Consider the following 16,681-nt stretch of genomic DNA (forward strand, 5'->3'; position numbering starts at 1 on the left):
ACTCCTCTAAGGATTGCGGGTGGATACGGAATGAGTGCTTGATGCGGCATCGAGCATACCTTGCAGGGTTTGTGCGACTTCTCCCGGACGCATTGTGGAAGTGTCGATCGGGCCGATGCCGCATTCGCGATACAGCGGTTCGCGTTCGGTTCTAATCGCTTGCCAGCGCGCGAACGGGTCATCCCCTGCCAGAAGGGGTCTTCCGGTTCCCCCGCGCATACGGCTGCGGGCGACGTGCGGGGAAACATCGAGCCAGAAAGTCACCTGATCTTGCAGGAGTTCACGGTTCTTCGCGGCGAGCACCACACCGCCGCCGGTCGCGATAATCTGTGGCTTCTGGCGTGCCAAAGCACGCGCGAAAATCACTGATTCCGCTACACGAAACGCTTCCATCCCGTGTTGTTCAATGTATGCCGGGATCGGGCCGTGCTCTGTGACGAACTCATCATCCAGATCCGTCCAAGCGCAGCCCAGTAGCTCAGCAAAGGACCGCGCCGCCGCGGACTTACCCGAACACATCGGACCGATCAAGACGATATGCCGGGAAAGGGCTGCAGGCTGTGAACTCGCAGAAGCTGCGCAGTTCAGGACCGGCTCGCTACGCCCGACGGCAGGTGGTTCAGTGTGTTGCGTCATCAGCAGATGTGTCAGGATCAGATGCGCGAGCCGAAATGTCATCAGCGGTCTCGCAGTAGTTTTCGATGTTGGCGCAGACCTCTTCAACAGAGTCGCCACCGAACTTCTCAAGGACCGCGTCAGCAAGAACCAACGCGACCATCGCTTCGGCAACCACACCGGCTGCTGGAACTGCGCACACATCCGAGCGTTGATGATGCGCTTTGGCGGGCTCGCCGGTAGCCACGTTGATGGTGCTCAGCGCCCGCGGAACCGTGGCGATCGGCTTCATGGCCGCACGCACACGCACCGGCTCGCCATTGGTCATGCCGCCTTCGATACCGCCAGCGCGATTGCTCAAACGCACCGCGTGGCCTTCAGCGTCGAGGGAAATCTCGTCGTGGGCCTGGGACCCGCGGCGGCGAGCGGTCTCGAAACCATCGCCGACCTCGACACCCTTAATCGCTTGGATCCCCATGAGCGCTCCGGCAAGGCGAGAATCCAGCCGACGATCCCAGTGCACGAAAGAACCCAAACCAACCGGGCAACCGGTAGCGATGACCTCAACCACACCACCGAGGGTTTCGCCCTCGGAATGTGCCGCATCGACCTCAGCGACCATCCGCTGGGAAGTTTCAGGGTCAAAGCACCGCAACGGATCAGCATCAAGTACCTCAACATCGGCTTTGGTAGGCAGCAACGCGTCAGCTGGGGAGGCGACCTCGCCGATCGCGGTGGTATGCGAAACGAGTTCGATGCCGAGGCTGGCTAAGAACTTCGACGCGACTGCCCCCAAAGCCACGCGTGTGGCTGTTTCGCGGGCGCTCGCGCGCTCAAGTGCCGGGCGGGCCTCTGCGTAACCGTACTTCTGCATACCGGCCAGATCAGCGTGCCCCGGACGAGGACGCGTCAGAGCCGCGTTGCGGGCTTTACCCTCCAGAACCGAAGGATCGACCGGGTCCGGGTTCATGACATCCTGCCACTTAGGCCACTCGGTGTTACCCACCTCGATAGCAACAGGCCCACCCATCGTCACGCCATGGCGGACACCGCCCAGCATCGTGACCTCATCTTGCTCGAACTTCATCCGAGCGCCGCGGCCATAACCGAGCCGCCTGCGAGCCAAGGCCGCCTGAACCTCAGGCGTCGTGATCTCTACACCGGCAGGCAAGCCTTCAAGGATGCCGACCAGCGCTTTACCGTGGGATTCACCTGCTGTAAGCCAACGCAACATTGTGCCATCATCCCACAACCACCGTGTCCGTACCGTCTGATGTGATGCCCACTACGTCACAAAGCGTTGCCAACGATGCTTCGCTTGGCTCAAAGCCGATGAATCTGCGGCCCTGTTCAACGGCCTGATGAACAAGCATCGAGAGACCATGGACCGCTACCCCGCCGCCTTCGCGCCACAGCTCGGCAAGCTCCGATGGCCAACCGGCATAGGCGACATCCAACAGGTAAGAATCCGGTGAGACAAGGTGGGCTGCTTGTTCGCTCCACTGTTGGATAGCTGGCGCAGGAAGCGTAGAGATCAAGACAGCTGGTTTCAACAGCGAATTAGTCAGTGATCTCAGCTCACACAGTTCAATGTGCAAGCCATAGGCTGCTATCACGCCGGAGAGTTCGTCGCGGGCTTTCTGCGGATCCCTGACTGCTACCACGACCCTGGATGCTCCCCACTCCATGAGGGCAGCGATAGCGGCAACGCTTGTGCCACCACCGCCTAAAATCGCCGCGGGTTCGTTGCGAAGACGCTCAGGCTCAAAACCTGCTCTCATTAACGCCTGCTTGATGCCATCGACGTCAGTGTTATCCCCCACCAAGGCGAGTTCGCCATCGGGTGTGTGCCTGACCGTCACGGTGTTCAGCGCACCCGTGAGCTTAACCCGTTCTGATACCGAATCCATGAACGGGACCATGGCTTTCTTCATCGGCATCGTCACCGATAACCCCACCCAGCCAGGTTCGCTACGAAGCATCGAAGCTAAGTGTTGGGCATCCTCCGGCTGGGCCTGGATACGGGAGTAATGCAACTCGACGACCTCAGCTGCTACATCGCTCGCTACAGCGTTACGCAGTTTCGCCATCGCGGTATGAAGCTGAGGGGAACGCGAATGATCGATAGGGTCACCGATCACAGCAGCCCGGAACACCCCTGCAGGAGCCTCCAATGAACGCTCCAGCGGAACATCAGGCATTGCATTCATCCGGATGATCAGCACACCACTTGCGGTACTCACGCACGTAGCGTTCGTGCTGCTCGAGGTTATCCGAATACTTCGTCTCACCCGTGGTCAGGTTGACCGTAACCCAGTAATAGTCGCCGCTCTCATCAGGCTTCGCAGCGCCAGCGATCGCGACAGGGCCAGGGGAACCGATCGGGGTTGGGGGCAAGCCTTGATGGGTGTAGGTGTTGTACTTGTTCTTCTTGTCTTCCAACTCGGATTGGGTCAAGTGGACCGTAGTTTTATCCAGGCCGTAGGCCACTGTCGAGTCCAGCTGGAGGTATCCGCCGGTCTCTCGGTTGTCCTTGTGCAGGCGGTTCTCGATGATCCCTGCAACGTGCGGGTAGTCATCCCGCGGAGCCTCGCCTGCGATGATCGAGGCGATCTTGAGCACACGGTACTGCTCAGCGGGGTCCGTCACGCCGTTCTTCTTGAGTTCTTCCTTGGTCTTATCAATCAGGGTCTGAAGGACCTGTTCAGGTTTAGTCTTCAACGGGAAGCGGTAGTCCCCCGGATGCAGATAACCCTCAATGTTCTTCGCTTCCTCAGGCAGGCCGAAGCGTTCCGGGTCGTTAGCTAGTTCTTCCAATGTGGCTCTTGGAATATCGGTTCCTTCAGCTATCGCTTGCAAAGCAGCATCCAGGCGCACGTTGGCAGGTAGTGCGAAATACGTGACTGCCTCACGGTCAGTCAACATCTTGATTGCCGCGTCAGAGGACATCTCTTTACGCAACTTGTATTCGCCAGGCTGGAAGACCGGTGTTGGTGAACTCGCACCCACCTTCTTCACAAACGTGGATGCGTCCATCACAACGCCACGGTCTTGAAGGTGAGCGGCAATCTGGCGGGTGGTCCACCCCTGCTCGATCGAGACATCAACCTGCCCCTGACCACTTCCTACATAGTCAGGATCCGGTTTATTCAGCTCGCGATGCAGGAAGAAACCAGCCCCACCGACAACCAGGATCAAAACTAAAACGACCGCCACGAGGTTGAAGCGGCGGCGTTTACGGCGGCGGCGGCGCTCGGTGAGATCAGCCTCGGATTCAGAGAAGAAATCCTCGGCCGGAAGATATCCCGCCGGCACATCGTCGAAATGCCGAGCTAATGCGCCAGCGAACCCAACATCTTCAGTGTCGTGTTCAGCAGCTTCTGCATCGGCTTGTGAAAGCCATTCACGCTCATCAAAATCAGCGTCAGGTTCTGGCCGGGAAGAAAAAGCAGCATGCGAGTTAGACGCTGCGCCTGCTGGTGCGGCACCCGGAACCACAGCGAGAGTCGAAGTCCCACCTGGAGCTAAATCGAGCTCGTCATCAACGTGGTTCTCAAAAGAAGGAGTGTCCTGCAGATCGTATTCGTCTGAGTAGTCAGCTTCTAAAGGTTCGTCCAGGCGGGTATCTAAGGGAGCCACCGGCTCAAGCTGTGCCGCCAAATGCATCTCGATGACCGCATCAGTGACCCGGCAGTGACGCCCCACACCGGTGAAACGCGAAGCACCATGAGAGCGCGTCGATTCGGCACGGCGGCGCGCTCGACGCGAGGAATAACCCTCTGGTGGTATGTATGTCACTGAGTAATCCTTACGTGTCATCTGCAGATAACGAAACCATAACGCACAACGAGCTTATCGAAAAGACGAGCAAAAGCCCCAACCAGTGAATTTTTGGAGCTATCTCTCAGACAATCAACCCGTTATAGCCATCGGCGATGGTCTTACCTGCCCAGCTATCGAGCCGTTTCTCTGCATCCAAAGCATTCTCGAGGATCTCAACTGCCGCGGCCTGGTCAATCACTGACCGTGAGGACTTCACGCTACGGCCTGCCTGATGCAATTGGCGCTGCGCCGAAACCGTGCTGAGCCGTTCGTCAACCAAACGGACACGGATCCCATCAAGCATGCGCTCCAAGCCGCGGGCGAACCGTACAGCGTCCTTCGTGGACGGAGTGTGTTCCCCACCCAGATTCACCGGCAACCCAACATAGACGCACACCGCCTCATACTCGCGTGCTAGATCAGCGATGAACCGCAAGTCAGTGCGCTGTTTCTTATCGCGTGGCAATGTTGCCACGGGGTTAGCCATGACCCGGTCAGGATCGCTTTTGGCTACCCCCACGCGAGCTTTGCCGACGTCGACCCCGATGCGGGGGCCACGTTCAACGAAAACGTGGCCCCCGCCCTCGGAATCAGCCTCCGGCGCCAAAGAATCAGCCACGCTCAGCTACCTCGTGGCGGATACCTGCCAATGCCTCCGGGACCGCCTCAGCGTTCTGGCCACCGCCCTGAGCGACATCGTCCTTACCGCCGCCGCCCCCGCCAAGAGTCTTCGCAGCAGAACGGACCAACTGACCAGCCTTGATGCCTTCAGAACGAGCTGCCTCATTCGTGGCCACCAGAACCATAGGCTTGCCCTTAGCAACACCGATCACTGCGACAACGGCAGCGTCTGAGCCCAAACGGTCACGCAAAGGCAACGCGAGCGAACGCAAGTCATCCGCGGATTCGACGTGGCCAGCGTCGTGGGCAATCAAGCGGACTCCACCTACGTCTTCGGCGGTATCAACCAGCGCGGCCGATGCGGCTTGTAGCTGTTCACGCCGCAGCTTGTCGATCTCCTTCTCGGCAGCACGCAAACGCTGAACTGTCTGGTCGATGCGTTCGCGCAACTGATCGGCAGGCACGCGCAGCATCTCCGTGAGGTCAGAGACCAGCGCACGCTCAGCGGCGTTGTGGCGGAAAGCATTCATGCCCACGAGTGCCTCGACACGTCGGTTACCCGCACCCACTGAAGCCTCACCGAGCAGAGAGAGCGTACCGACCTTTGCAGTACGTGCAACGTGGGTGCCACCACAGAATTCACGCGACCAAGCGCCATCGATCTCAACCACACGCACCGTATCGCCGTACTTCTCACCAAAGAGGCTCGTGGCACCCAGCGCAAGGGCTTCGTCCTTTTTCATCACGCGCGTGATGACCTCGAAGTCCCGGTCGATCGCCTTGTTGGTGACCTCTTCAATCTCAGACTGGGTTGCACGCGAGAGTGCCTCAGCCCACGTGAAGTCGAAGCGCAAATAGCCTTCCTTGTTGAAGGAACCGGACTGCAACGCCTCCGGGCCAAGCACCTCGTGCAAAGCCGCGTGAACTAAGTGGGTCGCGGTATGCGCTTCTTCGCCTGCGTGGCGGCGTTGGGCATCCACCGCGGCACGCACCACAGCGTTCTCCGGTAGTTCACCCTCACGCACCGTCACCGTATGGACCGACAAGCCCTTCACCGGCGCCTGAACATCGGTGACTTCAAGAACGAAACCATCGCCGGTGATCACACCGGTGTCAGGGGCCTGACCGCCGGCTTCGGCATAGAACGGGGTTTCATCCAGGACGAGCTCAACCGTGCTACCCTGCTCGGCAACAGGAACACGAACACCATCGCGAATCAGCCCGCGCACACGCGATTCGGTGACAAGCTCGTCATAACCGGTGAAATGCGTATTTCCTTCTTCTACCAGCTCGTGATAAATCGCGATATCGGAGTGGCCTGACTTCTTCTTTTTAGCGTCAGCCTTAGCACGTTCACGCTGCTCAGCCATCAAAGCCCGGAACTTCTCAGTATCAACCGATAAGCCAGCTTCCTCGGCGATCTCCAGAGTCAGGTCAATCGGGAAACCGTATGTGTCGTGCAACTGGAACGCGTCCTCACCCGAGAGGTTCGCGCCGTGGCCTTTGGCCTCCGCTATCGCTTCATCCAACCGCGCAGTACCGGATGCGATCGTGCGGCGGAACGCACGCTCCTCGGCATAGGCGATGCGGGAGATCCGCTCATAATCCTCAGCAACTTCCGGATACACCCCAGCCATCGCGTCCCGGGAGACCGGCAACAGCTCAGGTAGCACCGGTTCAGTGACACCCATGAGGCGCATCGCACGCACCGCACGGCGAATCAGGCGCCGCAAAACATAGCCGCGGCCCTCATTCGATGGAGTCACCCCATCGCTGATGAGCATGAGCGCTGAGCGCACATGGTCAGCCACCACCCGCAGACGAACATCGTCTGCGTAGCTTGGATCCTCAGGATCCTCAGTCGAAGAATAGGTTTTACCGGAAAGCTCAGCTGCCCGGTCAAGAACAGGGCGGACCTGATCGGTCTCATACATGTTCTCAACGCCCTGCAGAATCATCGCAAGACGCTCAAGCCCAAGGCCCGTATCGATGTTGCGTTGTGGAAGTTCACCAGCGACATCGAAATCGGTCTTGGAGCGTACCGCGGAGAGACGGTACTGCATGAACACAAGGTTCCAGATCTCAATGTAGCGTGTCTCATCAACCGCCGGCCCGCCTTCCTCGCCGTATTCGGGACCACGGTCATAATAGATCTCAGAGCATGGACCACCAGGCCCAGGCTGGCCGGTGTTCCAGTAGTTATCGGCCTTACCCGTGCCGATGACCCGTTCACGCGGGACACCGACCTTCTCTTCCCAGATGCGGCGGGCCTCGGCATCGCGGTCATCGCCGTCTTCATACACCGTGACCCACAAGCGTTCAGGATCCAAACCATAACCGCCATCGGCGGTTGACGTGGTGAGCAGGTCCCACGCCCACGTGATTGCTTCTTCCTTGAAGTAATCACCGAACGAGAAGTTACCGTTCATCTGGAAGAACGTACCGTGGCGGGCCGTCTTGCCAACCTCTTCAATATCCGCGGTGCGAATACATTTCTGGACCGAGACCGCCCGAGGGTACGGAGCCGGCTCAACAGCCGTGAGGTACGGGATAAACGGAACCATGCCCGCAACGGTGAACAGTAGCGACGGGTCGTTGGAAACCAACGATGCGCTAGGAACATGCGTGTGACCGCGCTTGACGAAAAAGTCGATCCACCGCTGTGCGATTTCCTGAGATTTCATGAGGTTTGGATTCTCCGAATGGGCGTAGACGCCCTGTATTGAAATGGGCGAAGACGCCCTACATTGAATAAAGCCCAACTATGAGTGGGCTCCTTAATATGGGTTGGGTTTAGCGTGCAGCGCGGCGCCCGGATGGAGCCTTGTCAACTCCGAGGGCGGAACGCAGCTCAGCTTCCCGCTCGGCAGAGCCTTCCTTGAAGGCCGCGATCGTGGACTCGACAACGCTCGCGGTGCGGTCCAGGACTGAGTCTGCGCTCGAACGCACACCCTGTGTGCGGATGCGTTGCAACTGGCGGCTAGCCATCACACCGATGGAGACGCCGAGGGTCAGCCAAAAAAGCTTCTTCATGGTCTTCCTTAACGAGTCTTTGGGGCGCCATTCATGAGCGCATAAACGGTTAGCGTCCGGTTGAAGCTACAACCGAAGGCAAGGGCAAATATCGACTGCTAGCGGCGACGCGAGAATGCGGCGCGCACACCCGCAGTGAACGATGCCGCGCGGATCAGTGGACGGCCCACAACGGCGGCGGTCAGCGAGGTCACCGAGGCGACGTTGGCGGTTGCGTCCTGAACATTCGAGGTGATCGCATCAACGCGTTCAAGCTGCTGGTTACCGTTACGTACCGTAGTTGCGGTCTCTTGCAGGATCGGCGTGGTCTCCTCCGTGAGGTCTTTGACCGAATGCCGCAATTCGTCGAAAACTTTCCCCAGCTTGATGATCGGTACAGCCAAAAGAATGACGAGGATCGCGAAGAATCCTGCAGCGATCAAACCGGCGATGTCGCCAATGCTCATGTTCTCTCCTCGAGTGTGTGCGCAGGTGTCTGCCAGTCAAGCCTACCGAACGTTGGCCGCAAAGATGACCAGCAGATAAGAACGATGCCGCGGTCCCGTTGATAACGGAACCGCGGCATCGGCTACTAAAGATTAGCGAGCGTAGTACTCAACGACGAGCTGCTCTTCACACTGAACAGGGACCTCAGCGCGCTTAGGGCGGCGCACGAGCTTAGCCTGCAGCTGATCCAGCTTGACGTCCAGGTACTCAGGGACAGCCGGCAGAACGGCGGCGTGTTCACCCTGGGCAGCCATCTGGAATGGAACGGTCTTCTCAGAGCGCTCCTTCACGTGGATGAGCTGGCCTTCCTTCACGCGGAAGGATGGGCGGTCAACAATCTGGCCGTTGACCAGGATGTGGCGGTGAACAACCAGCTGGCGTGCCTGCTGGATGGTGCGTGCGAAACCAGCGCGCAGAACCAGGGCATCGAGGCGCATTTCCAGCAGCTCAATCAGGTTCTCACCGGTCAGGCCAGCCTCGCGGCGAGCCTCGTCGAAGACGCGGGTCATCTGGGCTTCGCGAATGCCGTACTGTGCACGCAGGCGCTGCTTCTCACGAAGGCGAACTGCGTAGTCAGAGTCCTGGCGGCGGCGCGCGCGGCCGTGCTGACCTGGGCCGTACGGACGGCGCTCCATGTACTTCTCTGCCTTCGGCGTCAAAGCGATGCCGAGGGCACGGGACAAACGCACGGTGTTGCGTTGACGATTATTGGCCACGAATGTGTCCTCTTTCGTATGTCTGCGAGCTCATGGTTCTGGCCTCCGGTCACGTGGAGAGATGAGGGAACCCGCTTCCTCGAATCTGCAACCGCCTCACGTACCGAGTGGGCCCCATCGGGCACGCTCACATGGACGGCTTGCCAGCCAACGGTCTAGCTTATCAGATCTTAAGTACCAGAACTTAAGTCATGAGAAGATCTCTGCTCCGATTCGAACTCAGCCCAGACTGAATCTATGCTCCGTTGTTGCGCAGGATTGAACGAATCGAGTCGATGCGCTGGGATACGGTTCGCTCGAATCCGTGCTGGGTCGGCTCGTAATAGTCGATACCTTGCAGGTCATCCGGCGCATACTGTTGCGGGACAACCCCGAGTTCGTGATCGTGGGGGTACACGTAGCCTTTGCCGTGACCAAGCGCTTTAGCACCTGAATAGTGGGCGTCGCGCAAGTGCGCCGGAACACCGCTTCCCTTGCCTGCGCGCACATCGGCGATAGCGCGATCGATCGCGCGGTAGGCGGCATTTGATTTCGGTGCGCTCGCTAAGTGAACCACGGCTTGGGCGAGAACGATGCGCGCCTCCGGCATGCCTATCAGCTGTACGGCGTTCGCCGCGGCAACAGCTGTTTGCAACGCTGTTGGGTCGGCCATCCCAATATCTTCCGATGCAGAGATCACGAGTCTGCGGGCGAGGAAGCGTGGGTCCTCCCCCGCCTCCATCATGACCGCGGCATAGTGCAAGGCCGCATCGACGTCGGAACCGCGGATCGACTTGATGAGAGCACTCGCGGTGTCGTAGTGGTTATCCCCTTGTTTGTCGTAGCGTCGCAGAGCGGTATCGACTGCGCGTTCAGCGTCTTCCCGGGTCACAACAGGCACCGTGTTTGCTTGTTGGTCGGAGTCTTGCGTTTCGTGGCGGGCGCGTTCCAGCGCAACCGCGGCCGCCGCCTCAAGGCTTGTCAGAGCACGGCGAGCATCTCCGCCGGATAGGTCGATGAGCTGATCCATGACATCCTCGGGTAACTCAACAGAGTTCCCGAGCCCGCGAGGGTTCTCAAGCGCCCGCAACAAGAGACGGCGCACATCGTCTCGCTCCAGCGGCTTGAGTTTGAGCAGGAGGGACCGAGATAAAAGCGGCGAGATGACCGAGAATGAAGGGTTCTCCGTGGTCGCGGCCACCAAAACGACCCAACCGTTCTCAACCCCGGGCAGCAACGCATCTTGCTGTGCCTTATTGAAACGGTGGATCTCATCGAGGAACAGCACTGTCGTGGTGCCGCGCATCGAACGGTCAGCACGAGCCTGATCCATGACCTGCCGAACGTCTTTGACCCCAGCAGAAATAGCTGAGACCTCAACGAAGGTGCGATGCGGACTGTTGGCGATCACATGTGCCAAGGTCGTCTTACCAACCCCTGGAGGTCCATACAAGATGAGCGAGCTCAGCCCGGCGGGACCGCCCCCATCGCTTTGTGCAAGCTGACGCAACGGAGAGCCCGGCTCTAACAAATGCTTCTGCCCCGCTACCTCGTCGATCGTTTTAGGACGCATCCGGACAGCCAGAGGCGGACGCGGGCGCGGGCGGTCCTCATCACGGTCGCGGTCATCATCGGTGTCATCGTCGGCAGAAGAGAAAAGATCCATCGCTATCAAGCCTAGCCCCGGGTACCGGCTTCCCCGGGCTCAGGGCCGTTACGCTTCACAGGCCTCCTACGGTTCTCAGTCCCGTTACGCTTAGGGCAAGGTATTGAACGCGCCGCTGCTTCACGGCGGGGCTCTATCGAAGAGATGTAGAGAGGTTGGATATGCGCGCGGTTGTGCAGCGGGTCAAGAACGCAAGCGTTGTGGTTGAGGGGCAGGTGGTGGCCGAGTTTGAAGGCCAGGGACTTGTGGTTCTGCTCGGGGTTGCGGTCGATGACGGACACGCCGAAGCCGCAGCTGTCGCTTCGAAGATCGCGCACCTTCGCATTCTGGAGGCCGAAAAGTCCGCGGTCACCGCGCAGGCGCCGGTCATCGTGGTCAGCAACTTCACCCTCTACGGGGATGTGCGAAAGGGCAGGCGGCCTTCATGGTCGAAGGCCGCCCGCTCTGAGGCTGCTGTGGATCTCTATGAAGAGGTCGCCGCTACCCTCCGTGGTTTCGGTTTGGACGTCGGAACCGGCGTGTTCGGGGCCGAGATGGAGGTCACCCTCACCAACGACGGGCCGGTCACCGTGATCATCGACTCAGCCGAGCTCGCTCTCTAGTGGCAACACTTACTGACCAGACTCAGTAGCGCCCTTCTTCTGTTTTTCAGGCTTGGCGTCCACGCCGGCTTCTTTACGCTGCTGAGGCGTGATCTCCGCCGGTGCTGCGGTGAGTGGATCGAATCCGCCGCCGGTCTTCGGGAACGCGATGACTTCACGGATCGAGGTTTCACCTGCTAGCAGTGAGACCACGCGGTCCCAACCGAAAGCGATACCGCCGTGTGGGGGCGCACCGTACTTGAAACCCTCCAGCAGGAAGCCGAACTGCTCCTGCTGTGTTTTCTCATCCACACCCATGACCTTGAACACGCGTTCTTGAACGTCACGGCGGTGGATACGGATCGATCCGCCGCCGATCTCGTTGCCGTTGCACACGATGTCGTATGCGTTAGTCAGGGCCGAGCCCGGGTCGGTGTCGAACGTGTCGAGGAATTCAGGCTTCGGTGCCGTGAAGGCGTGGTGGACCGCGGTCCAGGAGCCCTCGCCGACCGCGACATCGCCCTCAGCGACAGCTTCGGCGGTGGACATGAACATTGGGGCATCAACAACCCAGACGAACGCCCAGTCGCCGTCCTTGATCATGCCGGTCCGGTGCGCGATTTCGACGCGGGCTTGCCCCAGAAGCTGACGGGTCGAGTTGGTTGGGCCAGCCCCGAAGAAGATGCAGTCTCCAGGGTTCGCGCCGACCTTCGCAGCAAGGTTCTCACGCTCAAAGTCGGTGAGGTTCTTAGCCACGGGGCCAGTGAGCTCACCGTCTTCTTGAACCAATACATAAGCTAGGCCTTTGCCGCCGTGCTGTTTGGCCCACTCTTGCCAGCCATCGAGCTGACGGCGCGGCTGGGACGCCCCGCCCGGCATGACCACGGCCCCGACGTATTCTTGCTGGAACACCCGGAATTCGGTGTCTTTGAAGAACTCCTTGAGTTCGGTGATCGGGTTATCGAAGCGCAAGTCTGGCTTATCGGAGCCGTACTTGGTCATCGCTTCCTGATAGGTCATGCGTGGGATCGGGGTTTGAATTTCAACGCCGATGAGCTTCCACAGTTCTTTCACGATCGCCTCACCCAAAGCGATGATGTCTTCTTGGTCAACGAAGGATGCTTCGATGTCCAGCTGGGTGAACTCAGGCTGGCGGTCTGCACGGAAATCTTCGTCACGGTAGCAACGCGCCAGCTGATAGTAGCGCTCCACGCCACCGACCTGCAGTAGCTGTTTGAACAGCTGAGGCGACTGCGGCAACGCGTACCACTTACCTGGAGCAAGGCGCGCAGGAACGATGAAGTCGCGCGCTCCCTCTGGGGTCGAACGGGTCATCGTTGGGGTCTCTACCTCGAGGAAGTTGCGTTCCTCGAGCACACGACGAGCAGCCTTATTGGCCTCGGAACGCAAACGCAAGTTCGCGGCTGGCTTGGGGCGGCGCAAATCCAGGTAGCGGTACTGCAGGCGGGTCTCTTCGCCGACCTCGACGTGTTCGTCAACCTGGAACGGCAACGCTGCTGAAGCGTTCAAAACCTCAAGAGTGTCAGCATGAACTTCGATCTCACCGGAGGCGAGGTTCGGGTTCTCGGATCCCTCGGGGCGTGCCTTGACTTCACCGGTGACGTTCACAACGAACTCGTTACGCAGTGGCGAGAATGTCTCCTCATCGTGAACAACCACCTGAGCAATACCGGAGGCGTCACGCAGATCGAGGAACGCGACACCGCCGTGGTCACGGCGACGAGCAACCCAACCAGCAAGCGTCACGGTCTGCCCCACGAGCGAGGCGTTGAGGGAACCGGCGTCATGAGTACGGAGCACGGTGATGAAATCCTTTCAGCGGTCCACCTTGCTATACGTTCACTCGTCACGGTGTTAGGCGACGTACACGCTGGGGTGGGCCGGTTGTCTACAGAGAAACCTAGTCGGCAGTGATGAATTAACTACGAATCAGTCTAATAGCTGATCAGCGCGAGCTGGCATCGGCGCTCGGGCCTACCGTGGGCCGAAGATCAACTTGCGCCGGCATCCAGGTGTGTGGGTCGGCGGTAACCTGCTCACCTGAACGGATGTCTTTGACTTCGTGCACACGGTTGCCGGAAGCGTCTTTGGACATGAACCACACGTACGGGATACCTCGGCGGTCAGCGTGACGGATCTGTTTACCGAACTTCTCGGGTTTACCCATGATCTCGGTCGCCACTGCTCGGGAGCGCAGCATTTCAGCGATTTCGACGGCTTCAGCGAAATCATCCTCGCTTGGAAGTGCCATGAGCACCGCGGTAGGGACGGCACGGTGCGCCACCAGATGCTCAGTGGCAAGCAGACGCGATACAAGGCGGGAAACCCCGATCGAGAGCCCAACGCCTGGATAGTTCTTCTTACCCTTGGTGGCTAGGGATTCGTAGCGGCCACCGGAGCAGATCGAACCGAGTGATTCGTGCCCGATCAATGTCGTCTCATAGACAGTGCCCGTGTAGTAGTCCAGGCCGCGGGCAATAGAGAGATCAGCGACGATGCGGTGAGGCTTGATCTTGGATGCGACCTCGATCAACGACTTCAGCTCAGCAAGTCCCTCGTTCAACAGCTCGTGTTCAACCCCGAGGGCTTCAACCTCGTGGGCGAAAGAAGCGTCCGCGGACTTGATCGAGGCAAGCTTCAACGCCTTCTGCGCCTGGTCATCGTTCAACCCTTGAGCAGTGAGTGCCTCATGAACCTTCTGAGCGCCGATCTTTTCGAGCTTGTCGATCTCGCGCAATACCGCCGCTGGATCCTCGACGCCGATGCCGCGGTAGAAGCCCTCGGAAAGCTTGCGGTTGTTGACCCGCACTTCGAAGTCACCCAGCTCCAAACGCTCAAGCGCATCGGCCATCACCAACGCCAACTCGAGGTCATAGGTCAACGGGAGTTCGCCATCGCCCACAACATCGACATCCGCCTGAGTGAACTCACGGAAACGACCGTCCTGAGGCCGTTCACCACGCCACACCTTCTGGATCTGATAGCGGCGGAACGGAAACGTGAGGTAGCCAGCGTTATCCGTAACGTAACGGGCAAACGGGACCGTCAGGTCAAAGTGCAGGGCAAGCGCGTTCGGGTCATTCACGCTGGCAGGTGACTCGTCAGCAAGACGCGAGACACCATAGACCTCTTTGTCGATCTCACCCTTGTTCAGCAGCGTCCCGACCGTCTCCACAGCGCGGGTTTCAATATTGGAGAAGCCGTGAAGCTCAAACACTTCCCGCAAGGTATCCAGAACATGGTTCTCCACAATCCGCTCCTGCGGAAGCCATTCAGGAAAACCAGTTAGGGACAACTTACGGGACATGATCTCGTGACTCCTCACAACAAAACTCGCGCACTGACCAGCTCACGCACTGACCAGCGGAAGCAACTCTCACACGTGCACGACTGTGCACAAGACGCCTCTCATTCTAAAGCCAGCAGCCAGCTGGAAGAACCTGGGAGCACGCGCGTTGCGCAACGCACCAGAATTCAGTGTCCACACTCAACTGCGTCAGAACTAATGTCACAAGGCTAAAACCCGGGTAGAATCTGGTGCGTACGTGTGTGCCTCTCCCCTGGACCGTTCCCATGCACCGGCATCAACGGCCCGGTGGGCGTGGCAGTCTCAAAACTTGAGCGAAAGTGTTGACCGTTGACTGAACAGCAGCCTCACTCCCAGGAAACCGCGGCACAGGAGAACACCTCCCAGCAAGCCACGGAGAAGGCATCCGCAACAGATGCGCAGCCTGCACAGCAGAACCCAGCCCCAAGCAGCACCCCAACCCCAGCGACCCCGAAGGCCCCTACGCCTTCGATGATCGCAGGGAAGGAAACCGCTAAGGACACGGTGATCCCAGCCCCACAGGTGCCAGCCACTAGCTTGGAAGAGGCACGAAAGTTTGCGCGAGTCACCGATGACGGTCATGTGTTCGTGATCGTTGACGGCAATGAGCATGCAGTGGGCCAATATCCTGACGCGACTGGAGATGAAGCACTCGCCTACTTTGTACGCAAATACGACGAGCTGCTGGGCGAGATCATGTTGCTTGAACAGCGCGTTGTAGCCAAAGCCCCAACCGCTGAGATGCCGAAGGCCCTCAACGCGATCGATGAGCGCGTCAAAGCTCGCGACGTCGTGGGCGACATCGCGATGCTGGAGTCCCGTGTCGAGAACCTGCGTGTAGCGATCGAGAACCTGCGCCAGCACGAGCGTGCCAACGCTGAGCAGCTGCGCGCTGAAGCCACAGCCGCCCGCGAGAAGATCGTTTCAGAAGCCGAAGACCTTGCCGCTAAACCGGCCGAGCAGGTTCAGTGGAAGAGCGCATCGCAGCGCATGGCTGAACTCTTCGACGAGTGGAAGGCCGCACAGAAGAACGGCCACCGCTTGCCTCGCGCTACCGAGGACGAGTTGTGGAAGCGTTTCCGCTCTGCACGCAATAAATTCGATAAGAACCGCCGCACCTTCTTCTCCAAGCTCGATGACCGCAATGCTGAAGCTAAGCGCATCAAGGAAGACTTGATCAGCCGCGCCGAAAGCATGCAGAACTCGACTGACTGGGGTGCTACCTCAGCCGAGTACCGCAAGCTCATGTCCGAGTGGAAGGCTGCACCGCGTGCATCGCGTAAGGACGATGACGCGTTGTGGACCCGTTTCCGTGCCGCCCAAGACGTGTTCTTCAATGCACGTAAGAAGGCTAACGATAAGATTGACGCCGAGTACGCCGAAAACCTCAAGGTTAAGGAAGCCCTCCTGGAGGAGGCCCGTGCGATCCTTCCAGTGAAGGACCTCAAGCAGGCACAGCGTGCACTTGGTTCGATCCGCGACCGCTGGGAAGCTGCCGGCAAGGTTCCACGTTCCGATATGCACCGCATCGAAGCCGGCCTGCGCCAGGTTGAAGACGCTGTTCGCTCAGCTGAGCAAGACGAATGGCGCCGCACTGACCCGGAGACGAAGGCTCGCTCGAACTCGATGTTGCAGCAGCTTGAAGACGCGATCGCTGATTTGGAATCTGACCTCGAGCGCGCCCAGGCAAGCGGTGATCAGCGGAAGGTCGCTAAGGCTCAGGAAGCGCTCGATGCACGCCGTGCGTGGCTTGAGACCGTGAAGCGTTCAGCTGCCGAACTGGGCTAAGAAGATGTTGAGGTAGCTCGAGATT

Annotated in this window: 14 protein-coding genes; 2 read left to right on the forward strand and 12 right to left on the reverse strand. The window is 59.3% G+C overall.

Annotated elements, in window-relative coordinates; all coding sequences use genetic code 11:
* Positions 1-6: 6 nt before the first annotated feature.
* From HMPREF3175_RS09275 to HMPREF3175_RS09320, 10 genes are all read right to left on the reverse strand, one after another.
* Positions 7-636: a shikimate kinase gene (locus HMPREF3175_RS09275; protein ID WP_176745155.1), complete on the reverse strand. Its 630-nt coding sequence runs from the start codon at positions 634-636 to the stop codon at positions 7-9.
* On the reverse strand, positions 620-1,849 hold the full coding sequence (gene aroC, locus HMPREF3175_RS09280; protein WP_083289546.1) for a chorismate synthase: 1,230 nt from the start codon (positions 1,847-1,849) through the stop codon (positions 620-622). Before aroC ends, HMPREF3175_RS09275 begins: the two co-directional genes overlap by 17 nt.
* A gap of 7 nt (positions 1,850-1,856) precedes the next feature.
* Entirely contained in the window at positions 1,857-2,858 is a 1,002-nt protein-coding gene (locus HMPREF3175_RS09285) for a shikimate dehydrogenase family protein (protein ID WP_141742524.1), read from the reverse strand.
* Positions 2,809-4,413: an endolytic transglycosylase MltG gene (gene mltG, locus HMPREF3175_RS09290; RefSeq protein ID WP_176745156.1), complete on the reverse strand. Its 1,605-nt coding sequence runs from the start codon at positions 4,411-4,413 to the stop codon at positions 2,809-2,811. Before mltG ends, HMPREF3175_RS09285 begins: the two co-directional genes overlap by 50 nt.
* A 106-nt stretch (positions 4,414-4,519) precedes the next feature.
* On the reverse strand, positions 4,520-5,056 hold the full coding sequence (gene ruvX / locus HMPREF3175_RS09295; protein WP_256276355.1) for a Holliday junction resolvase RuvX: 537 nt from the start codon (positions 5,054-5,056) through the stop codon (positions 4,520-4,522).
* Positions 5,049-7,742 carry an alanine--tRNA ligase gene (gene alaS / locus HMPREF3175_RS09300; RefSeq protein WP_070492224.1) on the reverse strand — a complete coding sequence of 898 codons (2,694 nt, stop codon included), beginning with the start codon at positions 7,740-7,742 and terminating at the stop codon, positions 5,049-5,051. The genes ruvX and alaS overlap by 8 nt, the downstream gene beginning before the upstream one ends.
* 109 nt (positions 7,743-7,851) lie before the next feature.
* The gene (locus HMPREF3175_RS09305) at positions 7,852-8,091 is read right to left on the reverse strand and encodes a hypothetical protein (RefSeq protein WP_035755157.1); all 240 of its coding nucleotides are present in this window, start codon (positions 8,089-8,091) and stop codon (positions 7,852-7,854) included.
* A gap of 98 nt (positions 8,092-8,189) precedes the next feature.
* Positions 8,190-8,537 (reverse strand): DUF948 domain-containing protein, encoded by a 348-nt coding sequence (locus HMPREF3175_RS09310; protein ID WP_035755155.1) that lies wholly within the window; start codon positions 8,535-8,537, stop codon positions 8,190-8,192.
* A 132-nt stretch (positions 8,538-8,669) separates the two neighbouring features.
* Entirely contained in the window at positions 8,670-9,293 is a 624-nt protein-coding gene (gene rpsD / locus HMPREF3175_RS09315; RefSeq protein WP_035755153.1) for a 30S ribosomal protein S4, read from the reverse strand.
* 235 nt (positions 9,294-9,528) lie between these two features.
* Entirely contained in the window at positions 9,529-10,938 is a 1,410-nt protein-coding gene (locus HMPREF3175_RS09320) for a replication-associated recombination protein A (RefSeq protein WP_070492227.1), read from the reverse strand.
* Between the two features lie 161 nt (positions 10,939-11,099).
* On the opposite strand from HMPREF3175_RS09320, the gene dtd reads away from it, so the two are divergent.
* Positions 11,100-11,540 (forward strand): D-aminoacyl-tRNA deacylase, encoded by a 441-nt coding sequence (dtd, locus tag HMPREF3175_RS09325; protein ID WP_070492230.1) that lies wholly within the window; start codon positions 11,100-11,102, stop codon positions 11,538-11,540.
* Between the two features lie 9 nt (positions 11,541-11,549).
* On the opposite strand, the gene aspS is transcribed toward dtd, so the two are convergent.
* Positions 11,550-13,340 carry an aspartate--tRNA ligase gene (aspS, locus tag HMPREF3175_RS09330; RefSeq protein WP_070492232.1) on the reverse strand — a complete coding sequence of 597 codons (1,791 nt, stop codon included), beginning with the start codon at positions 13,338-13,340 and terminating at the stop codon, positions 11,550-11,552.
* 145 nt (positions 13,341-13,485) lie between these two features.
* On the reverse strand, positions 13,486-14,847 hold the full coding sequence (gene hisS / locus HMPREF3175_RS09335) for a histidine--tRNA ligase (RefSeq protein WP_070492234.1): 1,362 nt from the start codon (positions 14,845-14,847) through the stop codon (positions 13,486-13,488).
* Between the two features lie 330 nt (positions 14,848-15,177).
* On the opposite strand from hisS, the gene HMPREF3175_RS09340 reads away from it, so the two are divergent.
* Positions 15,178-16,656: a DUF349 domain-containing protein gene (locus tag HMPREF3175_RS09340; RefSeq protein ID WP_070492237.1), complete on the forward strand. Its 1,479-nt coding sequence runs from the start codon at positions 15,178-15,180 to the stop codon at positions 16,654-16,656.
* Positions 16,657-16,681: the final 25 nt, after the last annotated feature.

The sequence above is a fragment of the Arthrobacter sp. HMSC08H08 genome (assembly GCF_001807575.1).
Taxonomy (GTDB): domain Bacteria; phylum Actinomycetota; class Actinomycetes; order Actinomycetales; family Micrococcaceae; genus Pseudoglutamicibacter; species Pseudoglutamicibacter albus.

Coding starts and splice junctions, on each gene's coding strand:
- HMPREF3175_RS09275 (WP_176745155.1), bottom strand. CDS start 636: ATGACGCAACACACTGAACCACCTGCCGTCGGGCGTAGCGAGCCGGTC.
- aroC (WP_083289546.1), bottom strand. CDS start 1,849: ATGTTGCGTTGGCTTACAGCAGGTGAATCCCACGGTAAAGCGCTGGTC.
- alaS (WP_070492224.1), bottom strand. CDS start 7,742: ATGAAATCTCAGGAAATCGCACAGCGGTGGATCGACTTTTTCGTCAAG.
- HMPREF3175_RS09305 (WP_035755157.1), bottom strand. CDS start 8,091: ATGAAGAAGCTTTTTTGGCTGACCCTCGGCGTCTCCATCGGTGTGATG.
- HMPREF3175_RS09310 (WP_035755155.1), bottom strand. CDS start 8,537: ATGAGCATTGGCGACATCGCCGGTTTGATCGCTGCAGGATTCTTCGCG.
- HMPREF3175_RS09320 (WP_070492227.1), bottom strand. CDS start 10,938: ATGGATCTTTTCTCTTCTGCCGACGATGACACCGATGATGACCGCGAC.
- dtd (WP_070492230.1), top strand. CDS start 11,100: ATGCGCGCGGTTGTGCAGCGGGTCAAGAACGCAAGCGTTGTGGTTGAG.
- hisS (WP_070492234.1), bottom strand. CDS start 14,847: ATGTCCCGTAAGTTGTCCCTAACTGGTTTTCCTGAATGGCTTCCGCAG.